This window comes from Chloroflexaceae bacterium (assembly GCA_025057155.1).
Lineage (GTDB): Bacteria > Chloroflexota > Chloroflexia > Chloroflexales > Chloroflexaceae > JACAEO01.
This window is the reverse complement of sequence record JANWYD010000013.1, coordinates 25526-42926: the sequence shown is the minus strand read 5'-3', so window position 1 is coordinate 42926 and position 17401 is coordinate 25526. Positions and strand designations below refer to the sequence as shown.

The window sequence follows — 17401 nt, the reverse complement described above, 5'->3', positions numbered from 1 at the left end:
GCGACCCCGGCAAGATCAGGGGCCGAGTTGCCTGGTTCCGGAGTTGCGGTCGTCCGGGCAGGTCCGTCGTTGGATGGGATGGCGAGGCTGGCTATCTCAATTATGTGGAGCGAAAGGACCCTTCAGACGTAAGACCAGTGTACAGGCGCATTCTTACATAGGGATTACCATGGCTGAGTACCGTTGGACTGGAATGCTGGCTCCCTGGTGGTGTTGAAGTTCAGGAGGCTGTAATGGGCAGATGATAAAATGAATGCGCGATGTATCGCCTGGCCTCTCGGGACCTGTCTGTAGCTTAGCATAATTCTTTTAGCGCCACGGAAACTGCTCCTATGGCTGCCATCAGACTCTGCCTGCTCCTTGGAATGCTCCTGGCGCTTGGCGCCTGCAATTCCCCCGGCGCGTCACCTACTGCCGTGGCGCTTCCCGACATCACTCCCACCGCGTCCGCCTCACAACATTTCCGGCGCGTGGCCGCCTGGGGCGCCGGCGCGCCGGAAGCGATGGCCCTGAGCGCCGATGGCGCCACGCTCTATCTCGCCACCGCGCAATCCGTCCAGCGGCACGACGCGCGGAACCTGGCGCAGATCCTCTGGCGCAAGGAGCTAAACGAAACACCCACATCCCTGGCCCTCAGCCCCGATGGCAAGACCCTGGCGCTTTCCTCCAATTCGTCCCTGACCATGCTGGCAACCGACGGTGGAGTCCTCCGCAAGCTCTTTCCATACTCCGCGCCGATTGCCGATGTAGCGTACGCCCCCGACGGGACGCTGATCGCCCTGGCGCTGGAAAGCGGGACACTGGCGTTGATCCAGCCCGAAAACGGCAGCGCCACACGAGAGATGCGCCTGGAGACCGGGGACCTGCTGGCGCCGCCCGGTCCGCTTACCGGTGTTGCCTTCGCCCCCGATGGCAGGACCCTCGTTACCGGAGATCAGAACGGGAACGTCGTAGTGTGGAGCGCGGCGGAAGGACGAATGCTGGCCCACGGCAACGCGGGTATGCGCGTCGTAGCCGATGTCGCCTATAGTCCCGACGGGGCGCTGGTTGCCGCCGCCTCTGAAGGCTGGACCGCCGAGCCGGGCTCGGTCTGGCTGTTTGATGCCGCCACCGGCGCGATGCTAGAGCGGTTGACCATTGATGAGGAAACGCGCTGGCTCGCACCGGTGAAACGGGTGTTGTTTGTGGCTGACGGGAGCGCAGTGGTGGCAGGGACCAGCGACGGCGCGGTGGTGCGCTGGTCGTGGCCTGAGGGTGCGGTGGTGAACGAGATCGCGGCCCATCGGGCGACGGTCACCGCGCTGGCCCTTGCGCCGGAGGGTGACCTGTTCACCGCCGGGCACGACGGCGCCCTGCGTCACTGGGACGCAGCGGGTGCGCTGCGCGCCACGCTCGATGGCATGCCCCCCGTCACTGCTGTAGCCATTGATCAAGGCATTATTGCCTCCGGCGGGGTGGACGGCACGCTGACGTTCTGGACGGAGAGCGGCGAACGGCGTGGCCAGGTTGAGGCGCACGCCGGGAAGATCAACGCGCTGGCCTTGAGGCCCGATGGCCAGTTGCTGGCTTCCGCTGGCGACGACGGTATGATCCGGTTGTGGACGTGGCCCGCCGGAGCGCCGGCCGGCCGGTGGCCCGCTCACGAAGGGCCGGCGCTGAGCGTCACCTTTGCCCCGGATGGCTCGACCCTGGCCTCGTCGGGCGCCGATGGCACGGCGCGCCTGTGGGCGTTGCCCGACGGCGCGCCCATGGCCACCTTGACGGTCATTGAAGCTGACGGGCTGAATGCCACAACCGTACCGGATGTGGCATTCACCGACCAGGGACGCAGCCTGGTGGCGGCAAGCGGCGCAGGCACGCTCTGGCGTTTTATGGTTCCCGAAGGAACGCCACTGCCGGCGCTCGAAACGGGTGCGAACACCTGGCTGATGGATCTGGTCAGCCTGCCCGACCACCGCCTGCTGGCGGTGGATAATACCGGCGCCCTGTGGCTCTGGCATGCCGACGGACGGCTCGCCGGCCGTCAGGGCGCCATGACCGGTCGCAGCGGCGCGCCGGTGGTGCTCGATGAGCGCCGGCTGATAGCGTCCTGGATGGGTTTGAGTCTCTGGCGCCTTGAGGACGACGGATTAGCGTTGATCGAGGCCGTGGGCAGCGTTGGAGGGTGCGTGGCGGCAGCAGCCGATGGCCGGTCGGTGGTCGTGGGTTCGCCCCGCGGGTCCATCGAGGTCTGGCGGGTTGAGTGACCCGTCTCGAAACGCGCCGCTCACGCTCCAACAGTTGCGGCAAGACGCCGGGGGGCCGCGGCGCGGCGTCCAGCGCCTCCGCATACCCTATCCCCAATCCCAAATCCCCCTACCTCCCCTCCGCGGCAAGCGCCCGCTCCAGCTCCACGGCCCGCTGGGGCGCGTAGGCGCCCTCGCCGCGCCAGAAGATGCGGCCGTCCCGGTCAACCAGCAGCACGGTGATGGTCGTCTGGTTGCGGATGCCGAGGGCCGCAGTGACTCGTCCGACGTCGGTATAGACCGTGAGGGTGCGTTCGCGCACTCTGGGGTCGGGGATGGCGGCGGCCATGCCTCCGTCAATGAACGGGCGCGCCACGGAATACAGACTGCTGATCAGCGGCAGTTCATAGGCCCGCAGGTCCGGTCGCATTGACATAAGCTGATCAAGATATGGGAACCAGGAATCAACCAGGGACTGGTGCCAGCGGCGGAAGGCGATCAGCACCACATTGCGCGCGCCGCCGAATCCGGCTGGCAGGTGGATGCGTTTGCCGTTCAAATTGCGCGCTTCTAGGTTCGGAAAGCGCAGCGAGGCTTCGGTAGACATAGGCGACTCCTGTACGAAAATTTAGGAAAACCAGGTGTTCCCATGCCGGCGCCTGTCAGAAGGCGCGGCGACGCAACTCTGCAAGTGGCGGCGGGCGAAACGAGCGTTCTCCGCACCCGGAAGGGAGCAACCCTCCTGCAAAGATCCATCTTGCAAGGTGGCGGAACTGTGCTATGATTATATCAACCCGGAATGATTGAAATGAGGTTCTATCGGCGAATAACTCCCATTCTGAGGCGGAGGAATCTGCATGAGCGTGCGCGTTGGCATCAATGGTTTTGGACGTATCGGCCGGCTGGCGCTGCGGGCGGCCTGGGGGTGGCCTGAACTGACGTTTGCCCATATTAACGAGATCGGCGGTGATGCGGCGGTAAGCGCCCATCTCCTGAGCTTCGACTCGGTCCATGGCCGATGGAACCGCGAGGTCAATGGCGAGGGGTCGCAACTGGTTATTGACGGCACGGAGATCAGCCATAGTTCGATCAAGGACCCTGGCGCGGTGCCCTGGGCCGATGCCGGGGTGGAGATCGTGCTGGAAGCCACCGGCAAGTTTCGCACCCCCGAACAACTCGAGGCCTATTTCAAGGCCGGCGTCAAGAAGGTCATCGTCGCCGCCCCGGTCAAGGGCGAGGTCCTCAATATCGTCATGGGCGTCAACGATCATCTCTACGACCCCGCTCGGCACCATATTATCACCGCCGCCTCCTGCACCACCAACTGTCTGGCCCCGGTGGTGAAGGTGATCCACGAGGGGATCGGCATCAAGCACGGCATGATCACCACCATCCACAGCTCGACCAACACCCAGAGCGTCCACGATCAACCCCACAAGGACCTGCGCCGGGCGCGGGCCTCCAGTCTCTCGCTGGTGCCCACGACCACCGGTTCGGCGACGGCCATCGGGATGATCTTCCCCGAACTGCTCGGCAAACTCGACGGCCAGGCCGTGCGCGTGCCGCTGCTCAACGCCTCCCTGACCGATTGCGTGTTCGAGGTGCAGCGCCCAACTACTGTGAGCGAAGTGAACGACCTGCTCCGCGCCGCCGCCGAGGGGCCGCTCAAGGGGATTATGGCCTACGAAACGCGCCCGCTGGTTTCGATAGATTTTGTGACCGATCCGCACTCGGCGATCATTGATGCTTCCTGTACCATGGTTACGAACGGAACCCAGGTCAAGATCTATGCCTGGTACGACAACGAATGGGGCTACGCCAACCGCTACGTCGAACTGGCGCGCAAGGTGGCCCTGAGCCTGGAGTAACGCCCATGGCAAGCACCGAGACGCTTCCTGTCACCAGTCGCGCGGCTGATCGGCGCAATTATGTGCTGGTCACCCTGGCCTACTGGGCCGATACGCTCACCGACGGGGCCATCCGCATGCTGGTGCTGTTTTACTTCTACCAGCTCGGCTATACCCCCTTCCAGGTGGCCTCGTTGTTCCTGTTCTACGAAATCTTCGGCATTATCACTAATCTATTCGGCGGCTACCTCGGGGCGCGCTTCGGGTTGAAGTCCACGCTCTTTATGGGTCTTGGCACGCAACTCATCGCCCTGAGCCTGCTGGCCTTCGCCCCGCCCTCGCTGCTGGTGGTGCCCTACGTGATGGTGGCCCAGGCACTGTCGGGCATCGCCAAGGATCTGACCAAGATGTCCTCGAAGAGCGCGGTCAAGCTCGTCGCTGGCGAGTCGCAGGGTCAATTGTACCGCTGGGTGAGCATTTTGACCGGCTCGAAGAACGCCATCAAGGGTCTGGGCTTCTTCGTCGGCGCGCTCCTGCTGACCCTGGCGGGCTTCCAGAACGCGCTGATGCTCCTGGCCGCCCTGGTCCTTACCGCCCTGATCAGCGCGATGACGCTCATCAAGGGCGACCTCGGCACGGCGAACAAGAAGGCCAAGTTCACGCAGATGTTCTCGCACAACCGGGCGGTGAACCTGCTGGCCGCTGCGCGCATCTTTCTCTTCGCCGCCCGTGATGTGTGGTTCGTCGTGGGTCTGCCGGTCTTCTTTGTGAGCGTGCTGGGCTGGGATTTCTGGCTGGCCGGCGGTTTCATGGCTGCGTGGACCATTGGCTACGGCTTCGTGCAGGCGTCAACTCCCGGTCTGATCCGCCGGCGCGTCGAGGGCGCCCACGAACCCGATGGGCGCACAGCGATGGCCCTGGCCTTCGGGCTGGCTGCCTTTCCGGCGGGGATCGCTCTGGCGCTGATGAACGGCGTCGCGCCAACCCTGGCCGTGGTCGGCGGGTTGCTGGCCTTTGGCATCGTTTTCGCCCTGAACTCCGCAGTTCACAGCTACCTCATTCTGGCCTACACCGACAGCGACAAGGTGGCGATGAATGTAGGCTTCTACTACATGGCCAACGCTATGGGCCGTCTGGCGGGCACGGTGCTCTCCGGATTGCTTTACCAGATCGGCCTGCGCTACGGCGAAAGCGGCGGCCTGGTGCTGTGCCTGTGGGCCTCGACAGCCTTTCTGCTTACTGCCGGGACGATCTCCCTGACGCTGCCAGTGCAGACGGCGCCGCGCACGCGCCCGATTGTGCTGAGCGATATGGGAGAGTAACCGGCCCGGTTAGCCGCACCTGAGCTTGCTGCCGGCGGCGGACCGCGCATTGGCCGTACATCTGCCCCTCAAGGGTGTACACGACCGCCAACAGTTATGCTACCGCGGCGGATGTCCGTCTGGACCATAAGCTGGAGAAGGAGAGCATTATGGGACTTCGAACCCGAACGCTGCTGGGGTTGGCGGTCCTGCTGGCCCTGGTTGCCGGCTGCGTCCAGCAGCAGGTAACGCCGACGCCTCCGGCGGTGACGCTGCTGTCTGGCGACGCGCTGGCGCCGGTCGATCCGGCCCTGGTCACCGGCTTACTGGAGATCACCGGCTCATCTACGGTCTACCCGCTTACGGCCCGTATGGTTGAAGACTTCAACGCAGAAGGGTCGCGTTCACAGATCGACGTGAAAGTCACCGGCACCGGTGGCGGCTTTCGCAGCTTCTGCAGCGGCGATCCGATAGAGATCGTCAACGCCAGTCGCCCCATCAATGAGAAGGAACTGGAGGCCTGCCGCGCCGTCGGTCGTGAACCGGTGGGGTTTCAGGTCGGCGTGGATGCGCTGGCGGTGGTGGTCAACCGGCAGAATACGTTTGTTGAGTCGCTGAGCTTCGCCGATCTGCTGCAGATCTTTTCGGGCCGCTACCGCGCCTGGAACGAAGTGAACCCCGCCTATCCCGCCGAGCCGATCAAGATCTTCAGCCCCGGTGTTGATAGCGGCACCTTCGATTTCTTCGTCGAAAAGGTGCTCGGTGGAGATAAGTTGCTCCTTCCGGCTATACCCGGCGTCGTCCTCAGTGAAGATGACGTCGAGTTGATGCTGGGAATCGAGAATAACCTCTACGCGATTGGCTACTTCGGCTATTCCTACTACATACGCGACCAGGAACGGCTGCGCGCCCTGGCCATTGATGCAGGCAACGGCCCGGTGGCGCCCACGCCGGAAACGGTTTCGAATGGCACGTATCCCCTGACCCGGCCACTGTTCATCTATACGGACAGGCAAACACTCCAGACGAATCTAGCAGCAGCGGCCTTTATCAGCTACTACTTGCAGCACGCGCACGAGGTGATCCGCGAGGTGGGCTACTTCCCCGTTTCCGACACGGTCGCCGGTGACGCCCAGAAGACGCTTGTAGCCGCGTTGCGCTGATCCCTGGCGTTCGGAAAGTCTACACCTGTGAGGGTATGGGGGAGGCTCAGCCTCCCCTCACATTATTCCAGACGGTGCAAATAACGCGGTACAATGCACCCATCGCCAACCCTTGCCTGGAGGAGCGCCCTATGCGTACCCTGGTCATCAGCACCGATGCGCCCACCGTCCCCGGCCCGACGCAGGGCCGCTGGACGTATGCCGACTGGGAGGCCCTGCCCGACGACGGGAACATCTACGAGATCATTAACGGGGTGCTGTATACGACAGCCGCGCCAAGCAGCTTTCACCAGTGGATCCAGCAGCGTCTCTATCGGTATCTCGGCATCCCGGTCGAAGATAATCGTCTAGGGTTCGTGTTTACGGCCCCCATCGGTCTGTTGATGCCCGGCTGCGATCCCGTGCAACCCGACTTCGTCTTCGTGCGCCGGGCCAATGCCGGCATCATCCGCGATCGGCGCATCCGGGGCGTGCCCGACCTGATCATCGAAATCCTCTCCCCCAACAGTGTGGTCTACGATACACAGGTGAAGCTGGGCGCCTATGCGCGGGCCGGCGTTCCCGAATACGTGATCATCGATCCGCGCGCCCGCAGCCTCGACCACTACCGCCTGCACTCGCCGGGGCGCTATGACGGCCCCCGGAACTTCAGCGAGATGGACGTTGCGAACTTTGAGTGCCTGCCGGGGATTACGCTGCGGATCGCCGATCTGTTTGCCGGCGCCCCTGATTCCTACTCCCTAGAGACAGGTCAACGACCGGGCCAATCTGATCCGGACACTTCGCCCTGTCCTGGCGCAGCACCCGCGAGATCGCGGGCAAGCTCTGGCTCTTCGTAGTCGTCGGGATTGCGCCAGGAGCGGCGATCTACAGCTGCGTGCCCGAGGATGCTCTGGCGGGCATCCCTGGGCGGGAGGCCCGATGGTCGGCGCCGGTAGCGGTGGCCCCGGGCGTGCCGTTGCACTCCGGCGCCGCCGGGATGCTCCCGGTGGTGCAGGCCCTTATCGCCAGGGGCGCGGCGCCGGCCTTCATGATGGCCGTGGCGGCCCTCAGCCTGCTGGAGCTGATCTCCCTGCGCCGGGCGCTCAAGCCGCAACTCCTCGCCGTATTCGTTAGCGTGGCGGCGGTCGGGATCATCGCTATTGGATATCTGTTCAACCTGGTAATCTGAGCGGCGGAGCAGGCAGGGAAACCTGGTTTCCCCGCGCTCCTGCCTGCCAGAGAGGGTATAAGGGAGCGCAGCCCTCAGGAAAGCCCCGGTTTCCCGGTGCGTGGCGCGTGGATTGTGGAAAGGAGCAAGCGTATGTCCAATCCGGCGGCGGTGGTCTCGCGTGAACGAGCGTCTGAAGTTGCCCGCCAGCTCTCGGTGCTCGATCGCTACCTGACCCTGTGGATCTTCCTGGCAATGGCCCTCGGAGTGGGTCTGGGGTATTTCTTTCCCGCAGTCGAGGGTTTCATCAACCGCTTCCAGGTCGGGACAACCAACATCCCCATCGCCATAGGCCTTGTGCTGATGATGTACCCGCCCTTCGCCAGGGTCAGGTACGAGGAGCTGGGCGAGGTCTTTCGCAACCGCAAGGTGCTGGGTCTGTCGTTGATCCAGAACTGGATCATCGGCCCCGTCATGATGTTCGTTCTGGCGATCACCTTCCTGCGGGGCTACCCTGAGTACATGATCGGCCTGATCCTGATCGGTCTGGCGCGCTGTATCGCCATGGTGATCGTCTGGAACGAGCTGGCCAGGGGCGATACGGAGTATGCCGCCGGCCTGGTGGCCTTCAATAGCGTGTTCCAGGTCTTGTTCTACAGCGTGTATGCCTGGGTGTTCATCACGGTGCTGCCGCCGCTGTTCGGACTGCAGGGCAGCGTGGTGCAGATCGGCATCGGCGAGATCGCCCGGAGCGTGTTCATCTATCTGGGCATTCCGATGCTTGCCGGGTTCCTGACCCGCTTCGCGCTCTTGCGCGCGAAGGGCCGCGAGTGGTACGAAACGCGCTTCTTGCCGTGGATCAGCCCTCTAACGCTCATCGCGTTGCTCTTCACCATTGTGTTGATGTTCAGTCTCAAGGGCGAGTTGATCGTCCAGATCCCCCTCGATGTGGTGCGTATCGCCATCCCCCTGTTGCTCTACTTCGTGCTGATGTTCCTGATCAGCTTCTACATGGGCCGGCGCATCGGCGCGGATTATAGTAAAACGACGACCCTGGCCTTTACCGCGGCCAGCAACAACTTTGAACTGGCCATCGCCGTTGCCGTGGCGGTCTTTGGCATTGGCTCCGGCCAGGCCTTCGCCGCGGTGGTCGGTCCGCTGGTCGAGGTGCCGGTAATGATCGCTCTGGTGAATGTGGCCTTCTGGTTGCAGCGGCGCTACTTCGCGCATAAGGCGGCCCCGGCGACCGCCATTGCCGAGGCGGGGGCCGCGGCGGGTTGCGCGCCGCCGGTCAGCGATCCGGGCGAGCGACGCGGGTAGGCTCCTCCGACATTATGGGTTGACGTCAGGATGCTCCTGGGAGGGCAACGCCCTCCCGGCTCCTCCCTGCCTGGACCTTTTCCGCCTCAGCAGTAAGACCCCGCTTGTTCATCTTGCCGCCTTGTGGTACTGTATTAAGGCCCACAAGCACATGCATTTTTACACGGTTTCCACGGGGAAGTGACAGCAGTGAGCGTCCGCCTCGCTGCTGCGCTTGCGCGGGCCTTGTTTGTCGCCTCCGCAAGAGGCAGTGGCGGGAGCGAGGAGCGGAGAGGCGCTGTCTTTCTGGCGTTGATCCCACGCCTGCGCTGGATGCGGGAGGATAGAGAGCAGGCGGCTTGAACAGAAGGCGAGGGCGGTTCATGGCCAAGGCTATCATGGAGTTCATCGGGGCGTTCTTTCTGGTCTTCACGATCGGCATGACGGTGATCGAACCGGGCGCGGGCAACCTCGCCCCCCTGGCAATCGGCTCGGTCCTGATGGTTATGATCTTCGCCGGGGGGCATCTCTCCGGCGGGCACTACAACCCCGCGGTGAGCCTGGCGGTCTATGTGCGCGGCAAGCTCTCCGTCAACGACTTGATCACGTACATGGTGGCCCAGTTCATTGCCGGCGCCGTGGCGGCCGGATTGGTGCTGTTTATGAAGGGCTTCCCTGCGATTACCCCCGGCGAGCGGCAGATCCTCCCGGCGTTGATCGCCGAGTTTCTGTTTTCCTTCGCCCTGTGTTTCGTGGTGCTTAACGTCGCCACCGCCAGAGGCACGAGCGGCAACTCGTTCTACGGCCTGGCGATTGGCTTTACGGTGCTGGCAGGGGCCTATGCGGTAAGTTCGATCTCCGGCGGAGCGTTCAATCCAGCGGTGGCTCTGGGCGTCACGCTGATGGGCCTGTCGAACTGGACCAATATCTGGATCTACCTGGTCGCCAATTTTGGCGCGGCGGCGGTTGCCGGGTTCGCGTTCCGCGCCCTGAACCCCGACGATGTGTGAGTTCACCTAAGACAGGGTTCGCGGGCGCTCCAGGGAGCTCTGCCCCCCTCTCAGGTGTAGGGTTTTTCGAAGGAGAAGGGGGGTTTTCGGCATTCCAGTGCGCTTACGGTCTTCACCCCCCTGCCTCTCAGATGTTTTTGAGGGAGCAGGGGTTTTCGGCATTCCAGTGCGTACGGCCCTCTCCCCCCGCCACCCTCTCCCCCTCGCGGGAGAGGGGGGAGTTGGGCGTGTTCGAGGTAGCGCAACGCCATCTCGCACTCGTACCTCTCCCCCTCGCGGGAAAGGGGGGAGTTGGGCGTCCCAATGCCCTGGATGGCGAATGCGACGCGAGGATGCGCCGGAAAACCTTACACCTGAGAGGCGGTGGAAGGCGAGCCGAATCAGCACAAGACTGTGAAGTGAGCATAGCCCTCTGAAACCGTCTGTCTACGGATGGGAAAGGGCAAGGCCCTTCCTCATCCTCCCCTCAGGCAGATGGACTGAATGTAGCGAATGCGTCCGTCATCGCCGCCACCTGTTCATAGCGCGCCCGCACGTCGGCGAGCACCGCTTCGTCCACCGTGGCCGCATTGCGGTAGACCTGCTTGTCGAGCATGCGCCCTTTCTCGCCCCCGGGCCAGATGCGCCACGAGTCGTTGTCAATCACATCGGCCACCAGCAGGGCGCCCCGCGCGCGCCCGAACTCGATCTTCAGGTCCACCAGGGTAACATCCTGCGCGGCCCAGGCCGCCTCAAGCAGGGTGAACACCCGGCGTCCCGTTTCAATCATCTGCTGCACCTCTTCAGCGGTGGCGAGATTGCGGGCGACAATCTCGGCCTCGCTGATCTGCGGGTCGTGGGCGGCGTCATCTTTAAGAAAGAACTCAACCAGTGGCGGATCGAAGCGTTTGCCTTCGGGCGTTTCGGGATGCCGCCGCAGGTACGAGCCGGTAGCCAGGCGGCGCATAACGACTTCGAGGGGCAGCATTGTGCAGCGCCGGGCGACGGTTATCTCCGGTTCGGGGGCGCTCACGAAGTGGGTAGGGAGGCCGGCCCGGTTGAGCAGGGCAAAGACGTTGGCCGTGGTGCGACCCGCCAGGGCGCCCTTGCCCGGGATCTCGTTGCGACGCGCCCCGTCGCCAGCGGTAATGCCGTCTTTGTGACGCATGATGATCAGGTTGGGATCGTCTGGATGGGCATAGATGATTTTGGTTTTTCCCTCGGTGATTTTTGGTCCAGTTTGCATAGTTTTTTCCTTTGTGAATGTCTAAAAATGGACCTGTGGGGCAACCCTCCGGGTTGCCCCACGGCTTGCCCCGCACCCCCTGCAACTGGCAGCCCGGGCCTACACCAGCCGCACCCCCGGCTCCGCCGTAATCGCCCCCACGCGGCGGGCCTCGGGCACGGCGGCCAGGGCGGTCTCGACGGCTTCGGAGGGCACAATCGCCAGCATCCCCAGGCCCATGTTGAAGGTATGGTAGGCTTCGTGTTCCGACAGTCCTCCCTCGGCAACCAGGTAGGCGCAGATCGGCGGGATGTCCCAGGCGCCTCGTTCGATGGTCGCCCCTAAGCCTGCCGGCAGCGCCCGCGGCAGATTGTCGAACACGCCTCCGCCGGTAATGTGCGCCAGGGCCTTGAGCGGCACGGCGGCGCGCAGGGCCGCCACTTCCGCCAGGTAGCAGCGATGCACGGCCAGCAGCGCCTCGCCCACGCTGCGGCCCGCGAGCATCGCTGGGCGCGCCTCATAACCGCTGCGCGCAGCGATCCGACGCGCCAGCGAGTAGCCGTTAGTGTGCAGCCCGCTTGAGGGCAGGGCCAGCACCGCGTCGCCCGGCGCAACATCCGGCCGCGGAAGCATGGCCTCGCGTTCGACTACTCCGACGATGGTTCCGGCCAGGTCGAAGGCCCCGGGGGCGTAGACATCGGGCATTTCGGCCGTTTCGCCGCCCAGCAGAGCGCACCCCGCCATGCGGCAGGCCGCTGCCACCCCGCCAACAATCGCCGCCACCTGCTCCACTTCCAGCTTCGCCGCCGCCACGTAGTCGAGGAAGAACAGCGGCCGGGCGCCCTGAACCAGAATGTCATTCACGCAGTGATTGACTAGATCCTGGCCCACCGTGTCGTAGCGCCCGAGGGCCGCCGCCACCAGCGTCTTGGTGCCGACGCCGTCAGTCGAGGCCACCAGGACCGGCTGGTTGCCCGCCCCGGCGGCGCCGAGGTCGAAGCAACCCCCGAAGGCGCCCATCCCCGCCAGCACCGCCGGTCCGTGGGTCGAACGCACCGCTGCGCTCATCAGTTCCTTGGCGCGTGTAGCCGCGGCGATGTTTACGCCCGCAGCCGCGTAGGCGTCAGACATGAGGCGCTCCATCAGCGTAACGCGCCCGGCGAGCGGACGCAAACGATTGCGCTATGGGACAACCAGGTTTCCCCGACCAAAAAAACACGTCTTACTCCTCCTCCAGGGCTGCCAGCAGGCGCGTATAGGCATCGCTCTGCGCCTTGAAGACGTGTTGCACCTGCACCGTGCTGATGCTCACCGCACCAATGGCGCGCAGGTGATCCACGGCGGGCAGCAGTTCCTCCTGGGGCACCACAACGTTCACGGCGTACCACTGCGGCGCGTTGCCCTCGCTGGCGTATTTGCTCCACACCGGAGCAATCGTTGGCCCCTGCAGGCCGGCCAGTTCCACCCGCGCGGTAACCCGACGTCCCACGGCCTCAACCGACTCGCCCGTAAGATTGGCGGTGAGCGAATAGAATAACCGCCCGCGCCGGCGCGCCTCGATCAGTTCGAGCAACTGGCGCACCAGGCCCAGTTTCTCGGCGTCGCCGCGCAGGGTGCGCCGGCTGCCCACCAGCACCGCCTGGGAAGTGAGGATCGGCCCGCCGACGATCTTTAGCTTGTTGTCGCGAATAGCGGCGCCGGTCTCGGCGATGTCGGCGATCATGTCGGCATAGCCCAGACCCGGAGCGGCCTCTGTAGCGCCCTGGGAGATGACAATCTCATAAGCGGTGATCCCCTGACTGGCGCAGAAGCGGCGCACTATCGCGGGGTACTTGGTCGCGATCCGCAGCCGGCGTCCCTGGGCGCGCAGTTCCGCCGCCAGGTCGGCCAGATCATCCCAGCCGTGCACGTCCACCCAGCCCTGTGGCACGGCGAAGACCAGTTCCACCCGCCAGAAGCCCAGGTCGTCGAAGAGCACCAGCAGATCCTCGTCGTCGCCGCGCTGCTCTATCACCAGGTCGTAGCCGGTGATGCCAATGTCTATCGAACCTTCGGCGACTTTCTCGACAATATCAGCCGGGCGATGCAGCAGCACTTCGGTGTTGGGAAGACCCCGCAGCACGGCGGTGTACTGGCGCGGATTGGCCCGCACCACGCGCAGGCCGCAACTCTCCAGCAGCGCCAGGGCGCTTTCGTAGCCAGAGCCTTTTGAGGGGAGGGCAAAACGTAGCATGGCCATCCGGATTCTTGATGTGCGCGCAACCCAGATGGTTCGCGCACCCGCAGGGTCAGGGACACGCCCCGGGCAGGGACAGGCCCCTCAGCCGGTCTTTGGCGAGCGGGGCGCAGCCGGGCCCCTGCCGGTCACCTCCTGCCACCAGGCCGCGGTCAGAGCTTCCAGATCGTCGCCGTAGCGCGCTGTCAGGCGCCGGTAGTATTCGCGGCGCCGTGCGTAGAGGGCCTGCAGCGGCGCCGGGTCGCCGCTGGCCAGCAAGTGTTCGACGGCGCTGCTGATACGTTCCAGAGCCAGGTTCAACACGCTGTTGCCGAGCGAGGCCGAGGCGGCTCCCCGCGGGTCGCGGCCCACTACAGGATGGTTAAGCCGGTCCAGCGGGCCGGCCCCAAGGGCTTCCATGTGGATCAAGTCTGGACGCAGGGCGAGCAGGACCGAACTTTCCCAGAGCGCCCCGTGATCGAGCATCTCATCGTCAACCAGAGCCAGCGGCGGAACGGCCAGCACCAGCAGGCGATGGTTGGCGAGCGCCTGTTCGGCGGCGCCTATGAGCAGCAGTTCCTGCCCTGGCGAATAAGATCCGCTGATCACCACGATCACGCGCCAGCCGTGCTTTGCCAGTTCCGCCAGGCTCTCGGCGAGAATGGCCCTGAGCGTCGTGGCGCTCAGCCCCAGCGATTCGCCGGGGTGGGGCATTGCCAGGGGCCAGGTGATCGCGGGCAGCACCACTCCGCCGGTGCGTCTGACGGCCCGCTCGGCAATCGCCTCGGCAATGATCGTGTCCAGCCCCAGAGGGAGGTGGGGGCCGTGGCAGATCAGCCCGCCCCAGGGGAGGTAGGCTGCCGGAGCGCGGGCGCGAAGGGCGGCGAGCTCGTGGGGGCGCAACTCGCTGTAACGCCCCCAGGATGGGGTGTTGTTCATAGGTTCCAATCAACTGGAGGGCCGAAGGATTGGCGCAGCCAATCCTTCGGCCCTAGAGATCCCCGAGCGCGTCCAGACTGAGGCGCCGCTCGTCGTGGCGCTCCAGGTCGCGCCAGACGAAGCTGCGGCTGGTCCGTTCCTCCACGCCGATGATGACGACATACCGCGCGCCGCGCCGCGTTGCATCGCTGAGGTTTCGCGCCAGGGTGCGCCCGCGCACGTCCACACTGACTGCCAGGCCACGTTCCCGCAGGCGCCGCGCGACGTCCTGGGCGTAGGCATAATCGTCATCGGCGACTGGCGCTACCAGGACCAGCGGGCGGCCGGCCGGCGCCGGGGCGGTTGCCGCCGCGACCACCCGCTCTAACCCATAGGCGAACCCCACCGCCGGCACATCCTTCGGGCCGCCCAGGGCCGCGACCAGATCGTCATAGCGCCCGCCGCCGCAGAGTTGCGTGCCGTTGCCATCGGCAATCTCGAAGATCAGGCCGGTGTAGTAGTGCAGACCCCGTCCCAGTCCAAAATCGAGATCGATCTGATCTGGATCAATCCCGTGTGCCGCGACCAGCGCCAGGATCGCCCGCACCTCATCGAGGACGCGGGCCTGCAATCCTTGCTCCTCCAGGAGGGCTGCCAGGGCGGGCAGCGCCCTTGAGGCTGGCCCGTGAACGGTCACCAGGCGCTCCAGCACATCCAGAGCGCGCTCGATGGCGGCGCGCTCATCGCGGCGGCGCAGCTTCCGCAGCAACCGGGCCACCACCTGCTCTCGCGACCGCGTGCCGGTGCTCAGCTCGATCTCCATCGCCTGCAGCGTGCGCAGCAGCCAGGCGCGGGCCTGCTCTTCATCGAGACCGGGCGGCAGGTCAATTGGCGGTTCGCCCGCCCGTTCGTGGAGGTGCTCCCGCACCACCGCCGCCCCTTCTTTGCGGATGCGCTCCAGGCTCCATACCAGCGTGTCCCGGGTGCGCTCGGTGAGATCGAACTGCGCCAGCAGCTCGCGCGCCACGCCCACGTGCCCCATGAGCACCCGGTAGCCCGTCACGCCTACCGCGTCGAGCCCGGCGCAGGCCAGGGCCAGGGCCTCGGCGTCGGCGCGAGGGGAAGGCCCGCCAACGATCTCGATCCCTACCTGGGTAAACTGGCGATGGGTATGGCGCTGGGGCCGCTCATAGCGAAACACCGGACCGCTGTAACTGAGCCGCAGCGGCAGCGGCTGGTCCCGGAGATGGGCCACATACGCCCGCAGCACCGAAGCGGTCCACTCCGGGCGCAGTGCCAGATCCCGACCGCCGAAGTTGAACTCGTAGACCTTGCCCGCCAGTTCTTCTCCCAGCTTGCGCAGGTAGAGTTCCCGCGATTCGATGATCGGCAGATCGATCGGTTCGTAGCCGTAGGCTTCGAAGGTCGCCTCAAGGGCGCGCCGGGCGGCCGCCACCTGCCGTTGCTCGGCCGGCAGCACATCGCGCATCCCCCGCACGGCCTCAATCGTTGCGCTCACCTGCCCCCCTGTACCTGCCTGGCGCGGTTTCTGCGCGAACGTAAGTGAACAGCGTGAGTCCAGACTCTGCCGAAACGCCTTCCGCGTCTGCTATTGTATCCGATTGCCGCACCCAGGACAAGCCGTTGACAGGCCGGCTCGCAACGAGTATCCTGCTTTGGACCGACCTCCGTGTTGGTGTGGAGGTGTGGAGATGTAGAGCTGTGGAGGTGTGGTTCACAGGTGGGGATGCCCGACTGGAACGCCGTTACACACCTCCACACCTCCACACCTCCACACCTCCACACCTCCGCGCCCCCGCACGACAGAAGTGCAGACCCGATTGTCGGCCCTGTCCGAAACTTTATGTGAGCAACCCCATGAATCGTCCCCTCTTACCGTACATCGTGCTCTTTGCCGGCGTTTTGATCGTTTCAACGGCCTCGATCCTGATCCGCTACGCTCAGGCCGCGGGGGCGCCTTCGCTGAGCATCGCCGCCTGGCGCCTGGCGCTGGCGGCCCTGCTGCTCACGCCGCTGGCCTGGTTGCGCGCCGGCCCGGAGTTGCGCGCGCTGCGCCGCCGCGATCTGCTGCTGGGCGTGGCCTCGGGGACGTTTCTGGCCATGCATTTCGCGAGCTGGATCAGTTCGCTGGCCTACACCTCGGTGGCCTCCAGCGTGGCCCTGGTGTCCACCAATCCGTTGTGGGTCGGGCTGGCTTCCCTGCTGTTCTTCCGCGAACGGCTGGGCTGGCGCGCCCTGCTGGGCATCGCCGCCACATTTACCGGCACGGTGTTCATCGGTCTGTCGGACCAGATGAGCAGCAGTGCGCCCGCGCCGGCCCTGGGCAACGCCCTGGCGCTGGCGGGCGCGATCACTGTCAGCGGCTATCTGCTGATCGGGCGCGACCTGCGGCGTCGCCTCAGCGTGCTGGCCTACATCTACGTGGTCTACTCTACTGCTGCGGTCGTGCTGGTGTTCTGGGCGCTGGCTGCCCGGCAGCCCCTGGCTGGCTTTCCGCCCTACGTCTATCTGCTGCTGCTGGGTCTGGCGATCGGCCCGCAGTTGCTCGGCCACACCGCCTTTAACTACGCTCTTTCCTCTCTGTCGGCCACGTTCATCGCCGTTGCCATCCTCGGCGAACCGGTCGGCTCGGCGCTGCTGGCCTTCGTGGTCTTTGGCGAACGCTTCGCGCCCCTGCAACTGGCCGGCTTCGTGCTCTTGCTGGCCGGCATCTTCATCGCCTCGCAGGAGGAGGCCCGCCGGCCTGCGCCGGTCGCCTCGTGATTTTGGATTGTGGATTTTGGATTTTGGATTGCTGGATATGGAGTCTTGATGGAATCGGGCGATGATGGGTTTGCACGGTGTAACGAGGTTGGTATAGGGGCTTTTACAGAAGCGAATCTTGGGTGAGGGGAACGGCTAATGATCATTAAGAAATCCGGCATGGCCCGCGCAGGCGGGCTTCGCAGCGGTAGCCCGCGGCTTCAGCCGCCGGGCTACCGGGCGAATACCGGTTTATATTCTTCGTCGTCCCACCAGCAGCGTGCCACACTCGCACGCGGCGCCTGA

The 17401-nt window shown here is 65.0% G+C and carries 15 protein-coding genes; 9 read left to right on the top strand and 6 right to left on the bottom strand.

The window, feature by feature from the left end; genetic code table 11:
- Window positions 1-332: 332 nt before the first annotated feature.
- A complete protein-coding gene (locus tag NZU74_13105; GenBank protein ID MCS6882264.1) occupies window positions 333-2246 on the top strand; it encodes a WD40 repeat domain-containing protein in 1914 nt (637 codons plus the stop codon).
- Between the two features lie 109 nt (window positions 2247-2355).
- On the opposite strand, the gene NZU74_13100 is transcribed toward NZU74_13105, so the two are convergent.
- Window positions 2356-2832 carry a hypothetical protein gene (locus NZU74_13100; protein ID MCS6882263.1) on the bottom strand — a complete coding sequence of 159 codons (477 nt, stop codon included), beginning with the start codon at window positions 2830-2832 and terminating at the stop codon, window positions 2356-2358.
- 250 nt (window positions 2833-3082) lie between these two features.
- Between NZU74_13100 and NZU74_13095 the strand changes: the two genes are divergently transcribed.
- From NZU74_13095 to NZU74_13065, 7 genes are all read left to right on the top strand, one after another.
- A complete protein-coding gene (locus NZU74_13095) occupies window positions 3083-4093 on the top strand; it encodes an ArsJ-associated glyceraldehyde-3-phosphate dehydrogenase (protein MCS6882262.1) in 1011 nt (336 codons plus the stop codon).
- A 5-nt stretch (window positions 4094-4098) separates the two neighbouring features.
- Entirely contained in the window at window positions 4099-5394 is a 1296-nt protein-coding gene (gene arsJ, locus NZU74_13090) for an organoarsenical effux MFS transporter ArsJ (protein ID MCS6882261.1), read from the top strand.
- A gap of 149 nt (window positions 5395-5543) precedes the next feature.
- Entirely contained in the window at window positions 5544-6536 is a 993-nt protein-coding gene (locus NZU74_13085; GenBank protein MCS6882260.1) for a PstS family phosphate ABC transporter substrate-binding protein, read from the top strand.
- Between the two features lie 131 nt (window positions 6537-6667).
- The gene (locus NZU74_13080; protein MCS6882259.1) at window positions 6668-7375 is read left to right on the top strand and encodes a Uma2 family endonuclease; all 708 of its coding nucleotides are present in this window, start codon (window positions 6668-6670) and stop codon (window positions 7373-7375) included.
- 8 nt (window positions 7376-7383) lie between these two features.
- Entirely contained in the window at window positions 7384-7707 is a 324-nt protein-coding gene (locus NZU74_13075) for a permease (protein MCS6882258.1), read from the top strand.
- Window positions 7708-7839: 132 nt separating this feature from the next.
- On the top strand, window positions 7840-9006 hold the full coding sequence (gene arsB / locus NZU74_13070; protein ID MCS6882257.1) for an ACR3 family arsenite efflux transporter: 1167 nt from the start codon (window positions 7840-7842) through the stop codon (window positions 9004-9006).
- 362 nt (window positions 9007-9368) lie between these two features.
- Entirely contained in the window at window positions 9369-9995 is a 627-nt protein-coding gene (locus NZU74_13065) for an aquaporin (protein MCS6882256.1), read from the top strand.
- Between the two features lie 466 nt (window positions 9996-10461).
- Here NZU74_13065 and NZU74_13060 read toward each other — a convergent pair whose 3' ends face one another.
- The 5 genes from NZU74_13060 to hisZ all read right to left on the bottom strand — a co-directional run bounded on the left by NZU74_13060 (window position 10462) and on the right by hisZ (window position 15851).
- Window positions 10462-11220: a phosphoribosylaminoimidazolesuccinocarboxamide synthase gene (locus NZU74_13060; protein MCS6882255.1), complete on the bottom strand. Its 759-nt coding sequence runs from the start codon at window positions 11218-11220 to the stop codon at window positions 10462-10464.
- A gap of 99 nt (window positions 11221-11319) precedes the next feature.
- Window positions 11320-12330 (bottom strand): phosphoribosylformylglycinamidine cyclo-ligase, encoded by a 1011-nt coding sequence (gene purM / locus NZU74_13055; GenBank protein MCS6882254.1) that lies wholly within the window; start codon window positions 12328-12330, stop codon window positions 11320-11322.
- Window positions 12331-12421: 91 nt separating this feature from the next.
- Window positions 12422-13432 carry an ATP phosphoribosyltransferase gene (hisG, locus tag NZU74_13050; protein ID MCS6882253.1) on the bottom strand — a complete coding sequence of 337 codons (1011 nt, stop codon included), beginning with the start codon at window positions 13430-13432 and terminating at the stop codon, window positions 12422-12424.
- An 87-nt stretch (window positions 13433-13519) separates the two neighbouring features.
- Window positions 13520-14353: a creatininase family protein gene (locus tag NZU74_13045; protein MCS6882252.1), complete on the bottom strand. Its 834-nt coding sequence runs from the start codon at window positions 14351-14353 to the stop codon at window positions 13520-13522.
- Window positions 14354-14405: 52 nt separating this feature from the next.
- Entirely contained in the window at window positions 14406-15851 is a 1446-nt protein-coding gene (hisZ, locus tag NZU74_13040; GenBank protein MCS6882251.1) for an ATP phosphoribosyltransferase regulatory subunit, read from the bottom strand.
- 359 nt (window positions 15852-16210) lie between these two features.
- Between hisZ and NZU74_13035 the strand changes: the two genes are divergently transcribed.
- Window positions 16211-17116 carry a DMT family transporter gene (locus NZU74_13035; GenBank protein ID MCS6882250.1) on the top strand — a complete coding sequence of 302 codons (906 nt, stop codon included), beginning with the start codon at window positions 16211-16213 and terminating at the stop codon, window positions 17114-17116.
- The last annotated feature ends 285 nt before the right edge of the window (window positions 17117-17401 follow it).